At 66.9% G+C, this 22,313-nt stretch carries 13 protein-coding genes and 1 pseudogene; 3 read left to right on the top strand and 11 right to left on the bottom strand.

Going from position 1 to position 22,313, the window contains the following annotated elements; all coding sequences use genetic code 11:
• Positions 1-141 precede the first annotated feature (141 nt).
• From RMO95_RS02910 to RMO95_RS02890, 5 genes are all read right to left on the bottom strand, one after another.
• Positions 142-1,305, bottom strand: coding sequence for a hypothetical protein (locus RMO95_RS02910; protein ID WP_310449092.1), 1,164 nt, complete (start codon positions 1,303-1,305; stop codon positions 142-144).
• An 89-nt stretch (positions 1,306-1,394) separates the two neighbouring features.
• Positions 1,395-2,219, bottom strand: a complete 825-nt coding sequence (locus tag RMO95_RS02905; RefSeq protein WP_310449091.1) for a CZB domain-containing protein — start codon at positions 2,217-2,219, stop codon at positions 1,395-1,397.
• Positions 2,220-2,379: 160 nt separating this feature from the next.
• Positions 2,380-3,048: a hypothetical protein gene (locus RMO95_RS02900; protein ID WP_310449090.1), complete on the bottom strand. Its 669-nt coding sequence runs from the start codon at positions 3,046-3,048 to the stop codon at positions 2,380-2,382.
• Between the two features lie 207 nt (positions 3,049-3,255).
• Complete coding sequence (locus RMO95_RS02895; RefSeq protein ID WP_310449089.1) at positions 3,256-4,764, bottom strand: long-chain fatty acid--CoA ligase; 1,509 nt, start codon at positions 4,762-4,764, stop codon at positions 3,256-3,258.
• Between the two features lie 152 nt (positions 4,765-4,916).
• Positions 4,917-6,146, bottom strand: coding sequence for an NnrS family protein (locus RMO95_RS02890; protein ID WP_310449088.1), 1,230 nt, complete (start codon positions 6,144-6,146; stop codon positions 4,917-4,919).
• Positions 6,147-6,341: 195 nt separating this feature from the next.
• On the opposite strand from RMO95_RS02890, the gene RMO95_RS02885 reads away from it, so the two are divergent.
• The 3 genes from RMO95_RS02885 (at position 6,342) to RMO95_RS02875 (ending at position 12,939) form a co-directional block, all read left to right on the top strand.
• Positions 6,342-8,081, top strand: a complete 1,740-nt coding sequence (locus RMO95_RS02885; RefSeq protein WP_310449087.1) for a ShlB/FhaC/HecB family hemolysin secretion/activation protein — start codon at positions 6,342-6,344, stop codon at positions 8,079-8,081.
• 23 nt (positions 8,082-8,104) lie between these two features.
• On the top strand, positions 8,105-11,983 hold the full coding sequence (locus RMO95_RS02880; RefSeq protein ID WP_310449086.1) for a filamentous hemagglutinin N-terminal domain-containing protein: 3,879 nt from the start codon (positions 8,105-8,107) through the stop codon (positions 11,981-11,983).
• A gap of 320 nt (positions 11,984-12,303) precedes the next feature.
• Entirely contained in the window at positions 12,304-12,939 is a 636-nt protein-coding gene (locus tag RMO95_RS02875; protein WP_310449085.1) for a DUF998 domain-containing protein, read from the top strand.
• A gap of 262 nt (positions 12,940-13,201) precedes the next feature.
• Here RMO95_RS02875 and RMO95_RS02870 read toward each other — a convergent pair whose 3' ends face one another.
• From RMO95_RS02870 to RMO95_RS02845, 6 genes and pseudogenes are all read right to left on the bottom strand, one after another.
• Positions 13,202-13,480: a Txe/YoeB family addiction module toxin gene (locus tag RMO95_RS02870; protein WP_310449084.1), complete on the bottom strand. Its 279-nt coding sequence runs from the start codon at positions 13,478-13,480 to the stop codon at positions 13,202-13,204.
• On the bottom strand, positions 13,461-13,715 hold the full coding sequence (locus RMO95_RS02865; protein WP_310449083.1) for a type II toxin-antitoxin system prevent-host-death family antitoxin: 255 nt from the start codon (positions 13,713-13,715) through the stop codon (positions 13,461-13,463). The genes RMO95_RS02870 and RMO95_RS02865 overlap by 20 nt, the downstream gene beginning before the upstream one ends.
• 198 nt (positions 13,716-13,913) lie before the next feature.
• Positions 13,914-14,096, bottom strand: a pseudogene (locus tag RMO95_RS02860) (HigA family addiction module antitoxin); the annotation flags it as partial.
• Between the two features lie 39 nt (positions 14,097-14,135).
• Entirely contained in the window at positions 14,136-14,699 is a 564-nt protein-coding gene (locus tag RMO95_RS02855) for a 2-oxoacid:acceptor oxidoreductase family protein (protein WP_310449082.1), read from the bottom strand.
• A 156-nt stretch (positions 14,700-14,855) separates the two neighbouring features.
• The gene (locus tag RMO95_RS02850; RefSeq protein ID WP_310449081.1) at positions 14,856-18,440 is read right to left on the bottom strand and encodes an FAD-dependent oxidoreductase; all 3,585 of its coding nucleotides are present in this window, start codon (positions 18,438-18,440) and stop codon (positions 14,856-14,858) included.
• A gap of 48 nt (positions 18,441-18,488) precedes the next feature.
• Entirely contained in the window at positions 18,489-22,088 is a 3,600-nt protein-coding gene (locus RMO95_RS02845) for an indolepyruvate ferredoxin oxidoreductase family protein (RefSeq protein ID WP_310449080.1), read from the bottom strand.
• Positions 22,089-22,313: the final 225 nt, after the last annotated feature.

The following is a 22,313-nucleotide window of genomic DNA, read 5'->3' as shown; positions in this document are numbered from 1 at the left end:
CGACGCATGCGTCGCGAATTCCCGCCTCGCCCCCCTTGAAGGGGGAGGAGATGCGGTTGCCCGCGTCAATGCGATTGACGTCCCGGTCGCGTGCAGGGCCAAGAGTTGGCGCTGGCGACACGGCGCCGGCGCGCCCGGCCCTTATGCCGCAGGCCAGTGCGGGGTCGCGATGCCTTCGCCCAAGTCCGCCGCGACCAGGAGGCGGCGCACCTCCAGCAGCTTCTCGATCAGCGCCGGTTCGGCGCGGGCGTAGGCCTCGGCATCGGGCGTGCGCTTGACCACCACGCCGAGCAGTTCGGTGATGGCGTTGCCGATCGAGTTCTGGCTGATGGTGACGATCAGCTTGCCTTCGTCGTTGCGGTAGATCAGCTGCTTGAAGGCCGGCTGCCAGCGGATCGCGTTGGCGTAGCGGGCGTCCCTGATGCAGCGCTCGCGCACCATCTTGGCGGTCTTGAGGAAGTCGTTGTCGAACTGCAGTCGGGCCTCGACCCGCTCGGGGAAATAGATGTCGCGCGGCAGCGGCGCGTTGCGCGTGGACACCTGGGTGAAGAAGGTGCGGTAGAAGTCGATGAAGCCCTTGAGCAGCGTGTCGTATTCCTTCCAGAAGCGCACTTCCTTCAGCGCCGCCGCGCCGCCCTGGACTTCCCAACTCGGCAGGCCTTGCGGATAGCCGGTGAGCGCGATGCGGCCGGATTCCTCGGTGCAGGGCTTGAGGATCTGTAAATCGAGTTCGGCAAAGAAGGCGCGGTACACGTCGCGCATATGGGCCTGGAACAGCGAATGCTGGCCGCCGTCGGTCAGGTTCGGGTTGTCGGCGTCGGCCAGCGGCGCCTCGCGCAGCTGGCGCTGGTCGAAGACGATGAAGTGGTTGTGCAGCATGCGGATGCTCGGCACGCCGGGCGAGGTCAGCGGCCAGGTGGCGTCGAGGCTGGCTTCGCCCGCCAGCACCAGATGCCGCGCCGGATCGGGATAGCGTTCCAGCATGAACTCGACAATGACCTGGTTCATGCGGTTCCAGACGTTCTTCACCGCGTCCGGCACCTGGGTGCGGCGCACCGGGCGGCCCAAGGGATCGAGGATGGCCTGCGAGGTGTCGTAGATGATCGAGCAGTCGAACTCGTTGCTGTGGCCCAGCGCCTTGCGATACAGCAGCAGGCCTTCGGGGTTCTTCAGCAGGCCATTGTTGTGCACCAGATCGGCGAGGTTCTCGGCGCTGTTGAAGAACTCGTTCGGCTTCATGCCTTCCGGCACGTCGAGCGGGATGGGGCGAAAGGGAGTGACAATCTCCCTGGGACCGGGCTGCATGGGCAGGTGCTCCGAAACGGGTTTCTAACGGTATTGCAGGAGATCAAGGCCGCAGGGCCGGGCCGGTTGAGCCGGTCCGGCCTTTGATCTCAGGCGGCGGCTTTCTTCTGGCCGTCGAACAGTGTGACAACCGCCGCGGCGACCTGCTGCGAGGCGTCGGGATAGGCGCCGTGCTCCAGCATCTGCAGCGCCTTGTCGCGTTCTCCCTGCTGGGCGATGCTCAGCACTTCGCCTGCGCAGCGATGGAAATGGGCGTGGCGCGACTTCAGCACCGAGAAGGCCGGTGTGCTGCCGAAGCGCTCGCCGCCGATGCCGTTGAGCCAATATCCCAGGGGACACATGTCGTCGCGGGAGACGTTTTCGATCCGCAGATTTTCCCGGCTTTCGCCCTTGATGTAGTCGCGCAGGCGCGCCTTCCATTTGAGGTGGGAGTCGATCGCCTCCTTGCCGTCCGAGGCAAGGATGAACATGCGCGCCAGCAGCATCTTGACCCGCTCCGAGGCCTTGATGTAATCGCCGCCCTGCAGCAGCTTGCTGGCGCTGGCCGTGTCGCCGGCCTGGGCCGCCGCCAGCACCTCCCCGGCGCAGCGATGGAAGTGGGCATGGTGGGCCTTCATGTCGAAGAAGGTTTCGGAGTAGCCGAATTTCTCGCCGCCCATGTCGTAGATCCATTTGCCGAGCGGGCATTGGTCGTCGCGCGCAACCACCTCGACCTTGAGCTGCTCGGTGCTGGTGCCGTTGATGTAGGCCTCCAGGCGGACCTTCCATTTCATGTGGGCGTCGACTGCCGTCTTGAAATTGAGGCCGGCGACTTCCGCGCCCTTGTCGTCCGCTCCAGGCTGCGTGGCTGCCCGTGCCGCGGCGGATTTGTCTTCGCCCTGCATGATGCTCTTGAACCAGTCCAGCATGCCCATGGTGTTTTCCTCCCCGTTATTTTTTAAGTCTAGCAGCGGCAAAATTGCGTTCGCTAGATTCGTCATATTGGGGCATAAGCATTACTGACTACACAGAATTGCGTGCAATCCTGTGTAGTCGATCGCACCGATTTCGGTGCAGCGTATCTCTACTTCGCGGCTACTTCGCGGCGAAACAGTAGAACAGGCCGGCGCCGCCGGTGCTCTTCAGCGCCTCCTGGCTGCAGCCGCGCGTGCCGTGCGAGGAGTTCCACGACTTCATGTGGCGCGTGTCCTTCAGGCCCATGCGGTCGTGGTGGCCGACGATGGCCGAGCCGGCCTCGCTGCTGGTCCAGTTGGCGCAGGTGGTGTCGCTGCCCGCCGTCGAGTACATGCCGGCGGGGTCGGAGCCGGTCAGGACGTCGTGCATGTTCACCGCATCGCCGCGGCCGCTGATGGGCTCGCCTTTTTCGGTCAGGGCGTTCTGCTTGTTGATCTTGTCCCGTCCGGAATGCAGGTCCTTGACGTTCCGCGCGATCAGCACGCCCTTGGCGTTGTGCCAGGGACCCTTGCCGATGCGGTCGCGGGCATTGACGCCGGCCTCGCCGCCGGGCGCCGTGGTGCTCAGGTAGGCCCGCCAGTTGGTGCGCTTCGAGCCGGCGGCCTTGGCCAGTTCGGCACAGTGCGCGTCGGCGCCGTCGAGGCCGTCGAGGTCGGCACCCCGGCCGGGGCCGGCACTGGTCAGGAAGAAACTCATGTTCTTGTGTTGCGCCTGGGCATCGCTGATCATGCCGCCCGCTGCGATCAGGGCGACCAGGATTCCTGCTGGGGAAATCTTTGTGAGCTTCATTTGTTGTTCTCCTCGATTCGATTTCTAATCGCGGCGCTCTGCCTACGCCGGTGAGCCACAAGTTTCTTGCCGCGGTCGGCAGGCTGCTGGCCCGGCAACGGCTTTCGAAATCTATGCGTTTCGCACCGCAGCGTCAATCATCCGAAGACCTGCCTGACCGCGTACCGCGCCGCGCAAGAGTTGGCGTTGGCGACACGGCGCCGACGTTCAGGCCAGCAGTTCGCGCAGCCGCGTCTTCAGCACCTTGCCGGTATTGTTCTTGGGCAGCGCATCGACCACGACATAGCGCTTGGGCCGCTTGAAGCGGGCGATGTTGGCCAGGCACAGGGCGTCGAGTTCGGCGCTGTCGGGCGCCACGCCGCGGGCGACGATGAAGGCGATCACGATCTCGCCCCACTCGGCATCGGCCTGGCCGACCACCGAGACTTCACTGAGCGCCGGATGGCGCAGCAGCACTTCCTCGACTTCGCGCGGATAGATGTTCGAACCGCCGGAAATGATCACGTCCTTGCTGCGATCCTTCAGTGTCAGGAAGCCGTCCTCGTCCATGCTGCCGACATCGCCGGTGTGCAGCCAACCGTGGCGCAGGGTCTCGGCGCTGGCGGCCGGATTGTTCCAGTAGCCGGCCATCACCGTATCCCCGCGCACCAGGATCTCGCCGATCTCGCCGGCAGGCAGCGGATTGTCGTCGGCATCCGCGACCCGAACTTCGACGCCGGTGAAGGCATGGCCGACCGAGGCCAGGCGCTGCTCCCAGCGCGGGTGCGCGCTGTCGGCATGCAGGGCACGGTCGAGGCAACTGATGGTCATCGGCGATTCGCCCTGGCCGTAGATCTGCACCAGCTTGTTGCCGAAGCGGGCGAGCGCGGCCTTGCAGTCGGCGACGTACATCGGTCCGCCGCCATAGACGATGGTTTTCAGCCCCGAGCTGTCGGCCGCGGCGGGATGATCGACCAGGCGCATGACCATGGTCGGCGCGGCGAACATCGTCACGCCGCGATGCACCTGCAGCAGCTCGTAGATCTCGGCCGGATCGAAGCCGCCGGATTCGGGAATGACGTTGAGGCCGCCGTGGGCGACGTGGGGCAGCATGTAGAAGCCCGAGCCATGCGACATCGGCGCGGCGTGGATGATGGCGTCGCCCGGCGCGATGGCGTCGACGTCGGAAAAGTAGTTGAGCAGGGCGGCCATCAGGTTGCGCATGGTCAGCGTCACGCCCTTGGGCCGGCCGGTGGTGCCGCTGGTATAGAACAGCCAGGCGGCATCGCCGGCCGCGCGCGGCGCGATGGCGATTGGCGCAGCCGCACAGAGTCCGGCGTAGCCGGGGCCATCGGCGTCGATGACTTGCTCCAGCGCGCCGCCGGCCAGCGGGACGAGTGCCGAGTACAAGTCGCCGCTGGCGAAGCACAGCCGCGCGCCGCTGTCGGCAAGGATGAATTCCAGTTCCTTCGGGTGCAGCTTGGCGTTGATCGGCACCACGACCAGGCCGGCATGCCAGCAGGCGAACATCAGTTCGAGGTAGGCGGGGCAGTTCTTCATCACCAGCGCGACCCGGTCGTTGGGCTGCAGCCGCGCCGCCAGGCCGCCGGCGAGGCGGGCGACGCGTGCGCCCAGCTCGGCGTAGTTCGCCAGGATGCGTTCGCCGCGGGCCAGCGCCGGCCGCTGCGGATGGATGCGCGCCGCGCGCGCCAGCAAGTGGGCGATGTTGATGCTCATGGCTGCTCCTGTGTCACTCCCTCCCCTGGCCCTGCCTGCCGGGGAATCCGCTCGCCCGCCGCGAAGCGGAATCCCGGGTGTGTCGAGACCGCGGGCCGGCAAAGGGGAGAGCCGGGGAGGGGATCGTCGAGTACATCCGCTTCGTGGCGCATTCACTCCCTCCCCTTCAAGGGGAGGGCCGGGGAGGGGATGGGATTGGTAGGGGAAGTGTCAATCGCCTGGCCGCGTGGCGCACTCGGCGTCACCAGGGTCTTGGCGAAAACCGCGAAATACAGCGCGAAGGATGCCGCCCAGAGCAGGGCGGAGGCGCCGATCGCGGCATTGCCGAGGCCATGGACGCCGGCCGCCAGGCGCAGCAGGGCCGCGACGAAGACCAGGGCGTAGGCCGCCAGCATCGCGCGCGGCACCACCAGCGGGCGGCCGGTGTGGCGCAGGCTGACGCGGGTCATCAGGCCCAGCATCATCAGTCCCAGGCTGCCGACCGTGAAGGCATGCAGCCAGGCGGCTTCGGGCACGATGCCGGTCAGGTCGGCGGCGGCCTTGAGGGCGAAGGCGATGACCAGCCAGGCGAAGCCCAGATGCATGACCAGCAGCAGCGGCACGTCGGCCACGCGCCAGCCCTGCCAGCGCGCCGTGCGCCAGCCCAGCAGCAGCGCGCAGGCCAGCGCGCTGGCGCCGGTCCAGGCGCGCGGCGCGGCGCCGAGGTCGCAGGCGGCGAGCAGCAGCACCGCAACCAGGCAGGCCGTTTCCAGCTTCATGTCGAACGGCACCTGTCCGCCGCGGCCTTTTTCGCGCAGCGCGTTGCCGGTGAAAATCGGCGCTAGCACGCCGCCCTTCAGCACATAGAGCACGATGATGGCGTGGATGGCAAGGCGCAGCGCCAGCAAGGCCTGGGCAAGATTCGCGCTCGCCATGCCGCGGTAATAGAGCAGATTGGCGGCGAACAGTGCGGCCACGATAGGCAGCAGCAGCAGGTAGAGGCGGTTCTTGGCGCCGAGCAACTGCGGCGCGAGCATCAGGAAGACCACAGGGAAGAGCAGGCAGTCGATCAGCGCCGGCAGCGGCGCGGGCAGCCAGGGCGCGGCCCAGAACGCGATGCGCCCGGCCAGCCACAGGGCGACCAGCAGCGCCAGCCGGCCACCGCGGATTTCCTCGGTGCCGGCCCAGCTCGGCAGTGCGGTGAGCACGATGCCGGTGATGATCGCTGCGGCAAAGCCGAAAATGAATTCATGACCGTGCTGCAACTTGAGCGGCGCCTCGCCGGGCAGGCCCCAGAGTCCGAGCAGGGCGCCCAGCCAGGCGGCGACCAGCAGCGGCGCATACAGCGCACCGAGAAAATAGAAGGGCCGGAAGGCGCTGGCCCACAGGGGCGATGAGGTCAAGGTTCGGCGGAGCGATGGAGAAGACATGCGGAATTATGCGGCATGCCGCCTGTCCGCGTTGCCGCCGATGCGTTGCTTCGACGTATTCCTTCATGCAATTGCCTTGCGCCCCACGCCAAACACACGTTGCGCGCTTTGTGATATATTAAATGTGAATAGTTTAGGATTGAACCCATAAGATTCTGGGGAGGGATTATGGCGACACCCAATAATTTCGTAAGTCCTTCGCGATTGTCCGGTCGGGCTCTGGCGTTTGCGCTGGTCGGATCGCTGCTCGCGCTCTGCTGCGGTGTGCTCCGGGCCCAGCAGCCACCCGATGCGGGCGGCCTGCTGCGCGACCAGCCCAAGCCGCCGCCCGTGGTCGCGCCCAAGCCGGCTCCCGCCGCGCCGGCAGTCGCGCCCGCGCCGGCCGACGGCGGTCCGAAGGTCGTCGTCAAGAGCTTTCGCATCGTCGGCGCGTCGCTGATCCCCGATGCCGAACTGGCCGAACAGCTCAAGGATTTCGTCGGCCAGGAACTCACGCTCGCCCAGCTGCAGCGCGCCGCGCCGACGCTCATCGCCTACTATGCCCAGAAAGGCTACCTCGTGCGCGTGGTCCTGCCGCCGCAGGAGATCAAGGACGGCATCGTCATCATCAGCGTCATCGAGGGCCGGCGCGGCTCGCTGCGCATCGACCGCAAGGACGCCGCGCGCGTGGATGCGGCGCGCGTGCAGGGCTTCGTCGAGCGGCGCCTCGGCGCAGGCGAGGCGATGAACATCGCGGACCTGGAGGAAGCGCTCAACATCCTCAACGATCAGCCGGGCGTCACGGCGCGCTCCAGCGTCGCGCCTGGCAGCGCCGAGCGCGCGGTGGACGTGGTGGTGAGCGTGGAGGACAAGCCGCTCGTGAACATTGCATTGGGCGCCGACAACCGCGGCGCGAAGGCCAGCGGCACGCAGCAGTTGAACGGATCCTTGAGCCTCGCCAATCCGACCGGCCTCTTCGACGTGGCATCCGTGCTGGTCAACGCCTCGCGCGGCACGACCTTCGGCCGCCTCGACTACAGCCTCGCCGCCGGGAATTCCGGTCTGCGGCTCGGGGGCAACGCCTCGGCGCTGGACTACGATCTCGTGCAATCCGAGTTCAAGGCGCTGCAGGCCAACGGCACGGCGCGGACGGCGGGCCTGAGCGCCGCCTATCCGCTGTTCCGGCAGGTCGAACACAGCTTGTCGTTGGGTGCATCCCTTGACGCAAAGCGACTGCGCGACCTGACCGTTACGGGCGAGACCAGCAACCGGCGCGTCCGCGTGGCCGGCATCGGCCTCTCCGGGTTCGCCAGCGACGCGGTATTCGGCGGCGGCATGACCCTGTACGAGGCCAGTGTCAGCGCGGGCAAGACCGAGCAGCGCAATGCCGCCGCGCTTGCGGCGGACCTCGCGACACGGCAGGTAGAGGGTAGTTACAGCAAGTTCAACTACGGCTTGCGGCGCCTGCAATCGCTGGGCGGCGACTGGAGCTTCGGTGCTGCGCTACGTGGGCAAAGCGCGAGCAAGAACCTCGACTCGACCGAGCGCTTCGTGCTCGGCGGTCCCTCGGCGGTGCGCGCCTATCCGGTAGGCGAAGCAGCCGCCGACGAAGGCTGGTTGCTCTCGCTCGACCTCAACTGGCGCGCGAATGAGCAGCTTTCCTCCAGCATCTTTGTCGACACTGGCGGCGTGAAGCTCAACAACAACCTCTGGGCGGGCTGGAACGCCGGAAACCCGCGTTTGCAGAATGAGTACCGACTCTCGGGCGCCGGCATCGGCATCGACTGGCGCTTCACCGCCAAAGGCATCGCTTCATTCGTGATCGCTAGTCCCATCGGCAGTAATCCCGGACGTGACGCCAACGACCGCAACGTCGATGGCGGCACCAACGGTAGCCGCGGCTGGATCAGCGTCAACCTGCAGTTCTAAACCTCTCTTTGGAGGACGCTCCCATGGATCGGACCAATCCCTTCACGCGCCTTCCCGCTGCGCGCCCTCTCGCGAAGCGCGGCTTCCCGACCATCGCCCGCAGCCGCATGGTGGCGGCCCTTGCAACGGCGTTCGCCGCGCAATTTGCGCTCGCGGCGGCGCCGGCGCCCACGGCCCTGCCCACGGGCGGCCAGGTCGTCGCCGGACAGGCCAGCATCCAGCAGGCCGGCGCGGCCATGACGATCCGCCAGGCGACTGACCAGGCCATCCTCAACTGGCAGACCTTCAATATCGGCGCCAGCGCGTCGGTGAACTTCATCCAGCCGAGCGCGAGCTCGATAGCGCTCAACCGCGTGCTCGGCAGCGACCCGTCGGCGATCTACGGCCAGCTCACGGCCAACGGCCAGGTGTTCCTGGTGAACCCGAGCGGCGTGCTGTTCGGTCCGGGCGCGCGCGTCGACGTGGCGGGGCTGGTGGCCTCCACGCTCGCCATTCGCGACGCGGACTTCCTCGATCGCAATTACCGCTTCACCCGCGACGGCGCCACCGGATCGGTGGTGAACCAGGGCGAAATCGTCGGCCAGTACGTGGCCCTGCTCGCCCCCGAAGTCCGTAACGAAGGCGTGATCGCCGCGCGCATGGGCACCGTGGCGCTCGCCGCGGGCGATGCGGTCACGCTCGGCATCAGCGGTCAGCGCCTGGTCGACGTGCAGGTGGACAAGGCGAGCATCGATACCTTGGTCGAGAACCGCCATCTCATCCGCGCCGAAGAGGGCATGGTGGTCCTTTCCGCGCAATCGGCGCACACGCTGCTCGGTCGCGTGGTCAACAGCGGTGCCGTGGAAGCGAACGGCATCTCCACCGACGGCGGCACCATCCGGCTGCTCGCGAGCAGCACGGTCGATCACAGCGGCAGCATCGCAGCAGATGGCGCGGCAAACGCTTCGGGCGGCACCGCGATCCTCCTCGCCGACCTCGCCAACCCCGCCAGCCGCACCACGGTCTCGGGCAGCATCACCGCGCGCGGAGGCAGCGCAAGCGGCGACGGCGGCTTCATCGAGACCAGTGGCCACCGCGTCTCCATCGCCGATAGCGCGCGCATCGACGCCGGCGCGCCGCGCGGGCGCAGCGGCCTGTGGCTGCTCGACCCGGAAGATTTCACCATCGCCCTCGCCGGCGGCGACATTACCGGCGTGGCACTGGGGGCGGCGCTTGGCGCCAACAGCGTCACCATCCAGACAGGTACCGGCGTCAACACCGCCACGGACTTCTTCGGCACCGCCGGCGCCAACGGCGACATCTTCGTCAACGCCAGCGTGACCTGGGGCACGGCCAATACGCTGACCATGAAGGCGCACCGCAACATCAACGTCAACTCGGAAATCAACGTCAACGGCACCGGCACGCTGCTCCTCAACTACGATAATGCCAATGGCGGCGGCGACTATTTCGTGCGCGCGCCGATCAACTTGGCCGCCGGCGCCCTCTTCAAGACCCAAAGGGAGACCGATGCGGTCGTCGACTACATTACGGTCCGCACCAACGCTGAGCTCAATACACTCGCCACAACAGGCGACAAGGCTCTCAACTACGCGCTCGGGACGAACGTCACCGCGACCACCAACCCGTGGGTGCCGATCGGGGACTCCGGGGCGGCGTTCACTGGCAAGTTCGACGGCCTCGGGCACACGGTGGACGGCCTGACGCGTCCGAACACCGACAACGCCACCACCGGCATCGGCCTGTTTGGCCAATCCGACGGCGAGATTCGCAACGTCGGCGTCACCAACGTGAACGTCGCGGGGTCGCAAAACGTCGGCGGGCTGGCAGGCATCAATAACGGCATCATCAGCAATTCGTACTCCACCGGCACGGTCACGGGCAGCGACGTGACAGGCGCATTCAATGAGGATCAGGTCGGCAGCATCGGCGGCCTAGTGGGCCGGAACGACGGCAACATCATCGGCAGCTATAGCAGCGTCGCGGTCACGGCGACCAGCGGCGACCAGGGCGCCGGCGGCGCCATGAACTTCACCCAGGGCGGCATCGGCGGGCTGGCGGGTTCCAGCCAGGGACCCATCACCAACTCCTACGCGACCGGAGCCGTCACCGGCGGCAACGACGTGGGCGGCCTGGTCGGCTTCACGATGGGCGCCATCGGAAGTAGCTATTCCACGGGCGCCGTTGCGGGCGGGAACAACTTAGGTGGCCTGGTGGGTTTCCTATTTGAACCCGGCCCGCCGCTCCTCACCGACACGTTCTGGGACACCACGACATCCACCCAGGGGCTGAGTTCCACGGGCACGGGCACGTCCACCGGCCTCGCCACCGCAGACATGAAGGTGCAGGCAAACTTCACCAACTGGGATTTCACCGACACCTGGGTGATCCGGGAGAACAACAGCACTCCGCTGCTGCGCGGCATGCTGCCGCCGCTCTTCGTCATACCCACGGCGCAGACGAAGATCTATGACGGCGCCGTTTTCGGCGGCGCACACGCAGCGACCTTCTCCACCCCGGCCGGCGGCAAGACCGCCGGCGCCGCGGACTTCACCGGCGGCACCTGGGCTGCGGGCATCAATGCGGGCGCGTACACGATCCCGGTGAGCGGCATCACGCTCGCCAGCAACACCGACCAGCACGGCTTCCTCAGCGTCACCGCCGTGGACGGGACGCTGACGATCACGCCCAAGGCGCTGACAGCGGACACGGCCGGCGTCGTGAACACCAAGGTCTACAACGGCAACACCACGGCGGCCGGCGCTGCGCTGCTCGCGTCGGAGGCCGTCGGCGCCGGCACGACCGCGGACGGCAAGCCCTACACGGGCGACACCGTGAGCATCACCGGCAACGGCGCCTTCGATTTCAAGGACGCCGGGGTCGCGACCACGATCAGTTTCGTTGGACTGGGGCTCGGCGGCGCCCAGGCGGGCAACTATCTTCTGACGCCGGCGGCAGACATCAACGGCGCCAGCATCACCAAGCTGGCGCTCGCGATCACCGATCCGGTCGTCGCCAACAAGACCTTCGACGGCGCGACCACCGCGACCGTGAACGATCCCGGCGTACTGAGCGGCTTCGTCGGCATCGAGACAGTCACCAGGGCGGTCAACACCGCCAACTTCGACACGGCCGTCATCGGCGTCGGCAAGAACGTGACGGTGAACTACACGCTCGGCAACGGGACCAACGGCGGGCTCGCCGCGAACTACAGCCTCGCCGACAAGGTCGTCATGGCGGACATCACCGCCGCGGCGCCGCCACCGGCGCCGGCGCCGGTCCCCGAAGCGCCAGCGGCGACGACCACCGCCGTCGAAACGGTGGTGACGAAGACGGAGGAGGTCCGGAAAGACCTCTGCGCCGCCGTCAGACTCGGCAACGAGGTTTGTGGACAAGTCAGCGTAGCCGCGCCGCTAGCTTCCACGAGTAGATTGCCGGTCCCTTCGGTCACCATTGCCGTCGCCCCGGCCGGGGCCGTCGCCGCCAATTCCCTGAGGGTGGAATACACCCAGAACAAGTCCGGCGCCTATCCGGTTCGCGTGCCGTCGGCCGACAGCGGCGGGCGGTCAGTCCTTACGGCGCGCCAGGAGGTCGTCGGAACGGTCTCGGGCGGGCAGAGCTTCAACTTCACGCTGCCGGACGACACGTTTACGCACACCAACCCGAATGCAGTAGTGAGCCTTTCCGCCAGGCAGGCCAATGGACAGCCCCTGCCGAGCTGGGTGAGATTCGATCCGCAATCCGGCAGTATTTCCGGCACGCCTCCGGCCGGCATCCGGGGAAATATCTCGATTCAGGTCCAGGCGCGCGACCGCGATGGAAATGAGGTCTCGACCATCCTGAAACTGAACCTCGGCCAAGGCTCCGCCGCGGACACCCGAGGTCCGCGCACTGACGCGTAAGACGCGGCGCCGACAGCGCATCAGAATCAACCAATTGCCGGATCGGCATATTTGCGCAACTTGGCGCGCACAACTTGGCGCGCACAACTTGGATTGCGTTGTAGGGCCGGCTTTAGCCGGCCAAGGGGTAGATGGCGTTGTAGGGCCGGCTTCAGCCGGCCAAGAGGTGGATGGCGGACTGAAGTCCGCCCTACGGTCCGCCCTACGGTCCGCCCTACGGCCCGCCCTACGGTCAGCCCCACAATGGAACGGCTGTTTCGCAGGCACTGCACCAGGCACACCGCGCCGGGATCGATGCTGCCATTGGCGCCACGCCGCAAATGATCCGTGCCGGCCTCCTCTGCGGTCTGGTGGCGCCCCTGCTTTGGCTGGCGGCCATCGTGATCGGCGGCGAACTGCGGCCCGGCTTTGACCATGTCGGCCAGTACATCAGCGAACTCGGGGAGCGCGGCAGCAGCACCGAGACCTTCATGCGCTATGCCGGCTTTGTCGCGACCGGGCTCATGCACATCGGCTTCGCCGCGGCGTTTTACGCCACGGTGGGCAGGGTGTCCGATCACCCCCGGCTGACGCTGCTGGTCGCCGCGCTCATCGCGGCGAACGGCATCGGCCGCATCGGCGCCGGTTTCTATCCCTGCGAACCGGGCTGTGCCGCACCGGAAGTCCTCGGCCAGCGCCTGCACAGTCTGTCGGCGACGATCGCCTTCCTCGCCATCGCCGCCGCTGCGTTGCTCGGTGCACTCCTCTTTCGCCGCACCAAACAACTGCGGCCGCTCGGCACTTACTCGCTCGCATCCGGCTGCACCGGTCTGATCTTCCTGGTGCTGATGTCGGCGAGCGAAGCGACGCACGTCCACACCGGCCTCTTCGAGCGCCTGGCCTCAGGCGTGCTCACCTTGTGGGTATTCGTCACCGCGTGGCGATTGCGCACGCTCGTTTTCGAACGGAATGGCTGAGAACCAAACGAGAACCAAGCGAGAACCAAGCGGGTCAGCAGGAGATAGGTCTACGGGCGCAGGAATCGCCGTCGCGCCAGCGCCAACTTTCTAGAAGGCTGCAAGCTAAACTAAATGGGTCGGCATGGGATCGTTCTACGGGCGCAAGAAACACCATTGCGCCAGGGCCGACTTCTTGGAAGGATGCAATGTCGCGCAGACAAATCCTAAGCGGACGTTTTATCGATTCTTTATCGATCCGACTCATCGATGCAGCAATCGATCAAGATTCATAATGATAACGACAGGCAATGATCACCAGATTGTCCTCTGAAACCCCGTAGACAAGTCGATGTGTGTCATCAATGCGTCTTGACCAGAAACCGGAAAGGTTTTCGCGAAGGGGCTCCGGCTTGCCGATACCCTCGAAAGGGTGGCGCAACGCATCCGCAATCAGCAAGTTGATACGTTTAAGGGTTTTACGATCCTGCCCCTGCCACCACACGTAATCCTCCCAGGCGGCGGCGGTCCATGCCAGCCTCTCAGCCCTCGACAAGACCACGCGCCTTCACCTTGCCCTTGCGGAACTGATCAATCGAGCGAGAAAGGTGCGCCGCATTGGCGGGAACTTTCATTAGGTGAACCGTCTCCATCATGCTGTTGTAGGTATCGAGCGACATTACGACAGCATCCGGCGCATCTCGCCGGGCGATCACAGCCACGTCAGCGTCGGCCACGACTTGATCGATCAGCTGCTTGAGGCTATTGCGGGCTTCCGAAAAATTGACGACACGCATTGGAGTCTCCACTTGTGCTATATATTGGACAAGTATAGATGTGACGCATCATCTGCGCAAGCTTGGTCGATGATTTAGCTTTTGGCGCTAAACGATTCAGCATGAGATTGTTCTGAGCGCAAGAAACGCCGTCGCGCCAGCGCCAACTTCCTGGACAGGTGCAAGGTCAAGCAAACTAATCCGAAGCCGACACCGAATTCAAGCGGCGAGCGGTTCGATGGAGTCCAGCGTTTCCTGCAATTGCTCTTTCGCCACCTGCAAGTCGTATAGCGATTGCAGGTTGAGCCAGTACTGGTCCGTCAGGCCGAAGTAACGGGATAGCCGCAGGGCCGTGTCGGCGCTGATCGCGCGCTCGCCGTGCACGATCCGGTTGATGCGGCGCGGCCCGGTTCCTCTGCAAGCGTTACGGCGACACCCGCTTCAAAGCGCGCGCCCGCGTTCCAGCGCCGCCAGGTTGGTGGCGCGGTGGGCGTCTGCGCTGAGGGCGGCGGTGGATTCCCACAGTTCTTCGTAGTCGAAGGGGAAGTCCTGGCGGCTGGCACCGTAGCCGAGCAGGACCAGGTTGGCGACCAGTGGCTGCTTGAGTTCCAGCGCCACGGCATCGGCGTTGCAGGCGTGCACGATGATGCCCATTTCGGCGACCAAGCCGGCCAGGCGCGGGTCGAGAAAGCCTTGCGCGTTTGCGGCGTTGACCACGCAGAGGGCGGCATGGCCGTCGCGCCGGGCGTGGAGGTAGGGCAGGGTGCGGTGCGCTTCGACGCTGTCCAGCGCCAGCAGCAGGTCGGCGTCGCCTTCGCAGACCAGCGGGCTTTCGAAGGGGCCGATCTTGAGGTGGGTCATCACCGAGCCGCCGCGCTGGGCCATGCCGAAGGTTTGCGAGCCGAGCACTTGCAGCTTTCTGCGGCGGGCGGTTTCGGTGAGTACCTTGGCGGCAAACAGCACGCCCTGTCCGCCGATGCCGGCGATCACGGTCTGGCATTTCATGCGCATATCTCCGCTGTCTGGATTAACGTGAAATACATCGCTAAGCGCGCTGTGTCAGGTTCGAGCGCAGCGAGCCGATTAGTAGCCTCCCCGTGCGGGGAGGATGGGAGGGGCGGGCCCATTTGCCAGCTTGGGACCCATCGAAGGTGTGGGATTTCATAATGCGGGGTGGCTTACCGAAGTCATGAGCGTTGGTCGGGGCCGGATCGCGCCCTGGGCGCAGACCTGGATGCACATGCCGCAATCGATGCAGGTGCGGCGGTCGATGTCGACCGTACCGTCCGCGCCTTTCTTCAGCGACGGGCATTCGAACATCGTGGTGCAATAGCCGCAGGCGACGCAGACGCCGGTTGGCGGCATGGCGATGGTGCTGCGCGGGCATTCGGCGGCGCAGATGCGGCAGCCGGTGCATTTGGCGGCGTCGATGCGATAGGCGCCGTCGACCTCGCTGATGGCCGCGGTCGGGCAGACATTGACGCAGATGTCGCAATGCGTGCATACGCCGCAGTGGAAGCAGCGCTCGCGCGCTTCGGCGGCGGCTTCGGCGGAGCCGAGGCCGAGATTCACCTCGTCGAAGTTCCACACCGAATCGTCGGCGGCGCGGTGGCGTACCTCGGCGCGCGGCGTCTTGCGGAAATACTGCAGACGGATTTCCTGCGGTCCCGGCGCGCAGGGATTTTGTCCGGCGCGCGGCGAGGCGGAACCGGACCCGGCGATGCCGGCCGTGATGCCGGGGCCGCTGCCGAGTTGCAGCGCGGTGGCGAGCGGCTTGCCGCCGAGGTAGGCGTCGATCGCCAGCGCGGCGCGCTTGCCGGCGTTGATGGCGCCGGTGACGGTGCCGGCGCCGGTGCTGGAGGCGTCGCCGCCGGCGAAGACGCGCGGCTGGCCGGTGCGGCCCCAGGCATCGACGGCGAGGCGGCCGTTCTTGCACAATTCGCTGCTCAATTCGTCGCCCGATTCCATCGCGGCCAGATAGGCGAGATCGGCGTCGCCGCCGATGCAGACCAGCACGCTGTCTGCCCTGGCGGTCGCGGTGTGGAATGGGACTGCGGCCTGCGGGCCCGGCGGTAGCGGCACGGCCAGGTCGCGCAGCAGCAAATCAATGCCGCCGTTGTGCCCGGCCTCAAAGCCGGTCGGCACCACGGCATGATGAAAGGCGATGCCTTCGGCGCGCGCCGCGGCGACTTCCTCGGGGATCGCCAGCAGCACGTCGTAATACACGTCCACCGCCTTGGCGCCCTTGCGCCGCGCCGTGCGGGCGGCGTCGATCGCCGTGTTGCCACCGCCAACTATTGCTACGCGCTGGCCCAGTACGGGCGCGTCGCCGTCGCGCGCCAGGCCGAGGTAATCCAGCCCGCTGAGGACGTCGGGCAGGTCCTCGCCGGGGATGTTCAGGCGCCGCTGCCGCCAGGCGCCGGTGGCGAGGTAGACCGCATCGAAGCGGTCGAGCGCGGACCAGGCCAGGTCCTGGCCCAGGCGCACTCCGGCGCGCAGCTTGACGCCCAGCGCGGCGAAGACTTCGAGTTCGCGTTGCAGCACCTGACTCGGCAGCCGGTATTCGGTGATGGCCCAGCGCAGCATGCCGCCGATTTCGGACCGGGCTTCGATGATCTCGACCACATGGCCGCGCTGCGCCAGATGGTAGGCCGCCGTCAGCCCGGACGGGCCGCTGCCGACCACCGCCACGCTTTTGCCGCTGGCCGGCGCGCTGGTGACGAAGGCGGCGGCGGAGTGGCCGCGATCGCCGGCCATGCGTTCGATGGCGTTGATGGCCAGCGCGCCGTCATGGACGCCGCGATTGCACTTGCTCTCGCAGGGATGCGGGCAGACGCGGCCGAGGGTCGACGGGAAAGGATGCTCGGCGTAGAGCAGGCGCGCTGCTTGCTGCCAGTCGTCGGTGGCGGCGAGGCGCATCAGGCCTTCGATGTCGTTGCCGGCGGGGCAGGCTTCGGCGCAGGGCGAAAGTCGGTCCTGGTGGCACGGCAGGCCGGCCGTCGCGCTATCCAGTGGGCGCGTCGCGTGATGCACTTCGACCGGCAGCGGGGTCTTGTTCGGACCCAGCCCTTTCATTTGCGTCACGCAGGCATAGCGGGCCAGCACCACGGCAATGCCGCCGTCGGCGGCGCGGCTGTGGTCGAGGGCGTCGAGCAGTACGCGCTGGAAAGTGGCGAGGTTGCTCGGATCGGCATGTTCCAGGTAGCTGATGCCGCAGCCGCGGATCAGGGTTTCCAGGTGCACCGTGCCGCCGGCATGGCCGTCGGCAGTCTTGCCGAATTCCGGCGTCGGCTGCATGCCGGTCATGCCGGTGGTGCCGTTGTCGAGCACCAGCAGGACGAAGCGGGCACCGTTGTACACCGCGCTTTCGAGGCCGGCGGCGCCGGAATGGAAGAAGGTGCCGTCGCCGATGGTGGCGAAGATCGGCGGCCTTTTGCCGTCCTGCGCATAGGCGTGGTAGAAGCCCGATGCCATTGAGATCGAGGCGCCCATGTCGTGCACCGTATCGACCGAGCCCTGGTTGAGGCCCAGGGTGTAGCAGCCGATGTCGCCGGGAAAAATGGCTTCCGGGAAGGCCCGGCGCAGCGCGTAGAAAATCGAGCGGTGGCCGCAGCCGGGGCAGAAGGTGGGGCGGCGGATCGGCAGTTCCATGCCGGTGACCAGCGACTGCAGGCGGTTGGCGGGGCGCTCGGTGGCCGCGAGGCCGGCTTCGTGCGCGGCGGCGGTGACCAGCTTTTCGATCACGCCCGGTGTCAGTTCGCCGTGCGAGGGCACGTGGCCGGTGAGCCGGCCCCAGACCGGCAGCGGCAGGCGGATCTGCATTTCGATCGCGGCGTCGGTTTCCTCGAACACGATCAGGCGTTCGCAGCGGCTGGCGAAATCGGCGACCAGCTTGCGCGGCAGCGGGTAGGCCGTGGCGATCTTGAGCAGGGGCAGTTGCGCGGCGAGACCGAGGCCGCCCAGCACGTCGTTGAGATAGGCGTAGCTGACGCCGGCGGCGACGATGCCCAGCGGCGCGCGCTCGGCCAGGCCCGGCGGAAAGAAGGCGTGGTTGCCGGGGAAGGTTTCGAACTCCTGCTCGATCGCCATCAGCTTCTGGTTCAGCTGCTGGTGCTGCAGGGCGCGGGCACGTGGGGTGGCGGCCCAACGCCGCGGATTCTTTTCGAAGGCGGCGAGGCGTGAGGGCGCGCCCTCCGCCATGCACTCGATCGATTGTTCGGAATGGCAGATGCGTACCGTGGGCCGCAGCATGATGGGCAACTGATGGCGCTCGGACAGCGCGAAGGCCAGCGCCACCATGTCCCGCGCTTCCTGCGGGCTGGACGGGTCAAGCGCCGGAATCTTGGCGAACAGGGCGAACAGGCGCGAGTCCTGCTCGGTCTGCGAGGAATGCAGGCCGGGATCATCGGCGACGATCAGCAGCAGGCCGCCGACCACGCCGATGTAGGCGGCCGACAGCGCCGGGTCGGCGGCGACGTTGAGCCCCACCTGTTTCATCGCCACGGCGCTGCGCTTGCCGGAATAGGCGGCGGCCAGCGCCGTCTCCAGCGCCACCTTCTCGTTGGTCGACCATTCGGCGTAAATCTTGAGGCCCAGTTCGCGGCCGAACGCTATCACCGCCGGCAGTATTTCCGAGCTCGGCGTGCCGGGATAGGCCGTCATGAACTGGCACCCCGCTTCGACCAGTCCGCGCGATATCGCCTCGTTGCCGAGCAGTACGCGGTGATCTCCGGTTCTTGTATCCATTTTGTTTCCTCCTTGGCCGGGCGCTTGCCCGGGGTCTGCTGCGGTGGCTCAGGCCATCTGTTGTTGGTGCGTGTTCTCTGCGTCGAGGCGGGCCAGCAGTTCCGCGCGGCGCACCTGGAACTGCGCAATCGAGCGCTGCTTGACCGGGCCGTAGCCGCGGATGCCCTCCGGCAGCGCGGCGATCTCGATCGCGGCGGCGAGCCCTTCGCGGTCGAGCCGCGGCAGTAGGTCTTCGATGCTCGCTTCGTAGTCGGCGATGAGCTGTCTTTCCTGGCGCCGCTCGGCCATCCAGCCGAAGGGATCGAAGGCCGTGCCGCGCAGAAACTTGAGCCGCGCGAGGAACTTCATGGCCGGCAGCAGCCAGGGGCCGAAGCTTCTCTTGGGCGGCTCCTCGCCCGGATGCGCGCCGCGGCTCCAGGGCAGGGTGACGTGGAAGTTGAGCCGGTAGTCGCCCTCGAAGTTCTGCTCCAGCGAGCGGCCGAAGGCGGGATCGGCGAACAGCCGCGCGACCTCGTATTCGTCCTTGTAGGCCAGCAGCTTGAAGTAGTTGCGCGCGACCGCAGCGGTCAGCGCCGCATCGCCAGCGCCAACTCTTGCCTCGTGCTGCCGCACCTTGTCCACCAGCGCCAGGTAGCGCCGGGCGTAGGCGGCGTCCTGGTAGGTCGTCAGCCAGGCGCGGCGGCGCTCGATGGTTTCGTCGAGATCGAGCGAGAGCTTGCGCCCCGGCACGTCGGCCTGGTCGGCGCCGAGCAGGGCCGTGACGGCGGCCCGGTCGAGGGCGGTACGCCGGCCCCAGGCGAAGGCCTGGCGGTTCGCCTCGGCGCCTGCGCCGTTGAGTTCGATGGCCCGCAGCAGCGCCGCCGCGGACAGCGGCACCAGGCCCTGCTGGAACGCGTAGCCGAGCATGAACAGGTTGGTGGCGATGGAATGCCCCATCAGCCGCGTCGCCATGTTGCTGGCATCGAGGAAAGTTGTCGCCTCGGCGCCGATGGCGTCGACGATGGAGCGTTCCATGGCGCCCTCGGGAAACGGCCGGTCCGGGTTGCGGATGAATTCGCCGGTGATGGACAGCGCCGTGTTGACCACCGCCCGGGTGGTGCCGGGCGCGGTTTTCGACAGGATCTCGTCGCCGACCGCGACCACGATGTCGCAGCCGAGCAGCAAGCGGGCTTCGCCCGTGGCAATGCGCACCGCATGGAGCTGGTCCTGGCGTTCGGCGATGCGCACATGCGACATCACGGCGCCGCCCTTCTGCGCAAGACCGGTCATGTCGAGCACCGTGACCCCCTTGCCTTCGAGGTGCGCCGCCATGCCCAGCAGCGCGCCGATGGTGACCACGCCGGTGCCGCCGACGCCGGCGATCAGAATGCCGTAGGGCTCGGTGAGCTGCCGTGGCGCGGGTTCGGGCAGCTCGGCGAAACCGGCGGACGCCGCCTCGACGGCGCGGCCGCGCCGGGGCTGGCCGCCATGCACGGTGACGATGCTGGGGCAGAAGCCTTCGAGGCAGGAATAGTCCTTGTTGCAGGCATGCTGGTCGATCGCGCGCTTGCGCCCGAATTCGGTTTCGACCGGCACCACGGCGAGGCAGTTGGACTTGGCGCTGCAGTCTCCGCAGCCTTCGCAAACCAGCTCGTTGATGAAAATCCGCACCGCAGGATCGGGGAAGCGGCCGCGCTTGCGCCGGCGGCGCTTTTCCGCGGCGCAGGTCTGGTCGTAGATCAGCGCCGTGACACCGGGGGTTTCGCGCAGCTCGCGCTGGGTGCGTTCGAGTTCGTCGCGGTGGCGGATCTCGACGCCGGGGGCGAAGCCGGCATTCTTTCCATACTTCTCGGGTTCGTCGGACATAACGATGATGCGTTTGACATCCTCCGCGGCGAGCTGGCGCGTCAGTTGCGGCACGGTCAGCGTGCCGTCCAGCGGCTGGCCGCCGGTCATGGCGACGGCGTCGTTGTAGAGCAGCTTGAAGGTGATGTTGACCCCGCCGCCGGGCCGCCCCAAGGCGGGGCTGCCATTTTTATTGGAGCGAAGCGAACCAGTGTCACCCCCTTCCCCGGGAAGGGGGGCGGGGGGATGGCTCATCTGATTGGCCGCGACGGCGGCGCGAATGGACAGCAGCCCGGAATGGAAATAAGTGCCGTCGCCCATGTTGGCGAAGACGTGCTGCGTGCCGCTGTGTCCCGCCACGCCGAGCCAGGCCGCGCCTTCGCCGCCCATCTGGGAAATCGTGATGGTGTTGCGCTCCATCGCCACGGCCATCAGGTGGCAGCCGACGCCGCCCAGCGCGCAACTGCCCTCCGGCACCTTGGTCGACTGGTTGTGCGGGCAGCCGGGGCAGAACCAGGGCGTGCGCAGCATGATGACCTTGGGTTTGGCCAGGGCCTGCGCCTTCGCGTCGAGGAAGGCGATGTAATCGGCGATGCGTGGCGCCTGGTGGAAGCGCCCGATGCGCGCCGCGATGGCGCGTGCGACCAGGGCCGGCGTCAGCTCGGCGGTCGGCGCCAGCAGCCAGCGGTGTACCGGCACCGGCCATTCGCCGGTCTCGTCGTACTTGCCGACCACGCGCGGACGGACGTCTTCGCGCCAGTTGTAGAGCATTTCCTTCAACTGGTATTCGATGATCTGGCGCTTCTCCTCGACGACCAGGATTTCTTCCAGGCCCTCGGCGAAGTGGCGCACGGAGTCGGCTTCCAGCGGCCAGGGCATGCCTACCTTGAACAGGCGCAGGCCGATCTCGGCCGCGTATGCCTCGTCGATGCCGAGGTCGTCGAGCGCCTGGCGCAGGTCGAGCCAGGCCTTGCCGCTGGCGATGATGCCCAGCCGCGGACGCGGGCTGTCGAAGACCAGGCGGTTGAGCCCGTTGGCGCGCGCGTAGGCGAGCGCGGCATAGACCTTGAACTCCTGCAGCCGGTGTTCCTGCGCCAGTTGCGGATCGGGCCAGCGCAGATGTACGCCGTCGGCCGGCAGCCTGAAATCTTCGGGAATCACGATGCGCACGCGCTCGGGATCGATCTCGACCGTGGCCGAACTTTCCGCCGTATCCGAAGTGACTTTCAAGGCCACCCAGCAGCCGGAATAGCGCGACATGGCCCAGCCGTGCAGGCCGAAGTCGAGGTATTCCTGCAAGTCGGCGGGGGCCAGCACCGGGATGCCGCAGGCCGAGAACATGTGCTCGCTCTGGTGGGCGACGGCCGAAGAGCGCGCCGACGGGTCGTCGCCGGCGATCAGCAGCACGCCGCCGTGCCTGGCGCTGCCGGCGTGGTTGGCGTGCTTGAAGACGTCGCCGCAGCGGTCGACGCCGGGGCCCTTGCCGTACCACATGGAAAAGATGCCGTCGAATTTCGGCTCGGGAAACAGGTGCAGTTGCTGCGTGCCCCAGATCGCGGTGGCCGCGATGTCCTCATTGAGGCCGGGCTGGAAGCTGATGTCACGCGGCTTGAGGAAGGGCTCGGCGGCGTGCAGCGCGGTGTCGAGGCCGCCCAGCGGCGAGCCGCGGTAGCCCGAGATGTAGCCGGCGGTATGCAGGCCGGCCTTGCGGTCGAGCGCGTGCTGCAGCATGGGCAGGCGCGCCAGGGCCTGCATGCCGGTGAGAAAGACGCGACCGCGTTCGAGCCGGTACTTGTCGTCGAGTGAAACGCTTGCCAGATTCATCCGCATTCCCTTTGTGCTGGTGGCGCGGTGAAAACCTTGCGCCGTCCGTCACAGCTGCGATCCGTGACGGATCGCAACGCTCATCATCCTGCGTGATTGCGGGATGGTCGGGAATTGTGTGCGGTGATGCACCACCACATTCTGTAGCGTGTGGAGATGCGGTAGGAGGGAGTCATGAGCGGGTTTGCCGTGGGGCTTAGCGCCGGCCGGATGCAGCAGCGGCCG

Origin of the sequence: Sulfuritalea sp. (genome assembly GCF_031426875.1) — a bacterium.
GTDB lineage: Bacteria > Pseudomonadota > Gammaproteobacteria > Burkholderiales > Rhodocyclaceae > Sulfuritalea.
Note: the sequence above shows the minus strand (reverse complement) of the source record. Positions and strands in the feature narration are given on the sequence as shown.

What these genes read in the sequence shown, in the direction of transcription:
- RMO95_RS02910 (WP_310449092.1), bottom strand. Translation starts at nt 1,305, where the DNA reads ATGCAGCCCGGTCCCAGGGAGATTGTCACTCCCTTTCGCCCCATCCCG.
- RMO95_RS02905 (WP_310449091.1), bottom strand. Translation starts at nt 2,219, where the DNA reads ATGGGCATGCTGGACTGGTTCAAGAGCATCATGCAGGGCGAAGACAAA.
- RMO95_RS02900 (WP_310449090.1), bottom strand. Translation starts at nt 3,048, where the DNA reads ATGAAGCTCACAAAGATTTCCCCAGCAGGAATCCTGGTCGCCCTGATC.
- RMO95_RS02895 (WP_310449089.1), bottom strand. Translation starts at nt 4,764, where the DNA reads ATGAGCATCAACATCGCCCACTTGCTGGCGCGCGCGGCGCGCATCCAT.
- RMO95_RS02885 (WP_310449087.1), top strand. Translation starts at nt 6,342, where the DNA reads ATGGCGACACCCAATAATTTCGTAAGTCCTTCGCGATTGTCCGGTCGG.
- RMO95_RS02880 (WP_310449086.1), top strand. Translation starts at nt 8,105, where the DNA reads ATGGATCGGACCAATCCCTTCACGCGCCTTCCCGCTGCGCGCCCTCTC.
- RMO95_RS02875 (WP_310449085.1), top strand. Translation starts at nt 12,304, where the DNA reads ATGATCCGTGCCGGCCTCCTCTGCGGTCTGGTGGCGCCCCTGCTTTGG.
- RMO95_RS02865 (WP_310449083.1), bottom strand. Translation starts at nt 13,715, where the DNA reads ATGCGTGTCGTCAATTTTTCGGAAGCCCGCAATAGCCTCAAGCAGCTG.
- RMO95_RS02855 (WP_310449082.1), bottom strand. Translation starts at nt 14,699, where the DNA reads ATGAAATGCCAGACCGTGATCGCCGGCATCGGCGGACAGGGCGTGCTG.
- RMO95_RS02850 (WP_310449081.1), bottom strand. Translation starts at nt 18,440, where the DNA reads ATGGATACAAGAACCGGAGATCACCGCGTACTGCTCGGCAACGAGGCG.
- RMO95_RS02845 (WP_310449080.1), bottom strand. Translation starts at nt 22,088, where the DNA reads ATGAATCTGGCAAGCGTTTCACTCGACGACAAGTACCGGCTCGAACGC.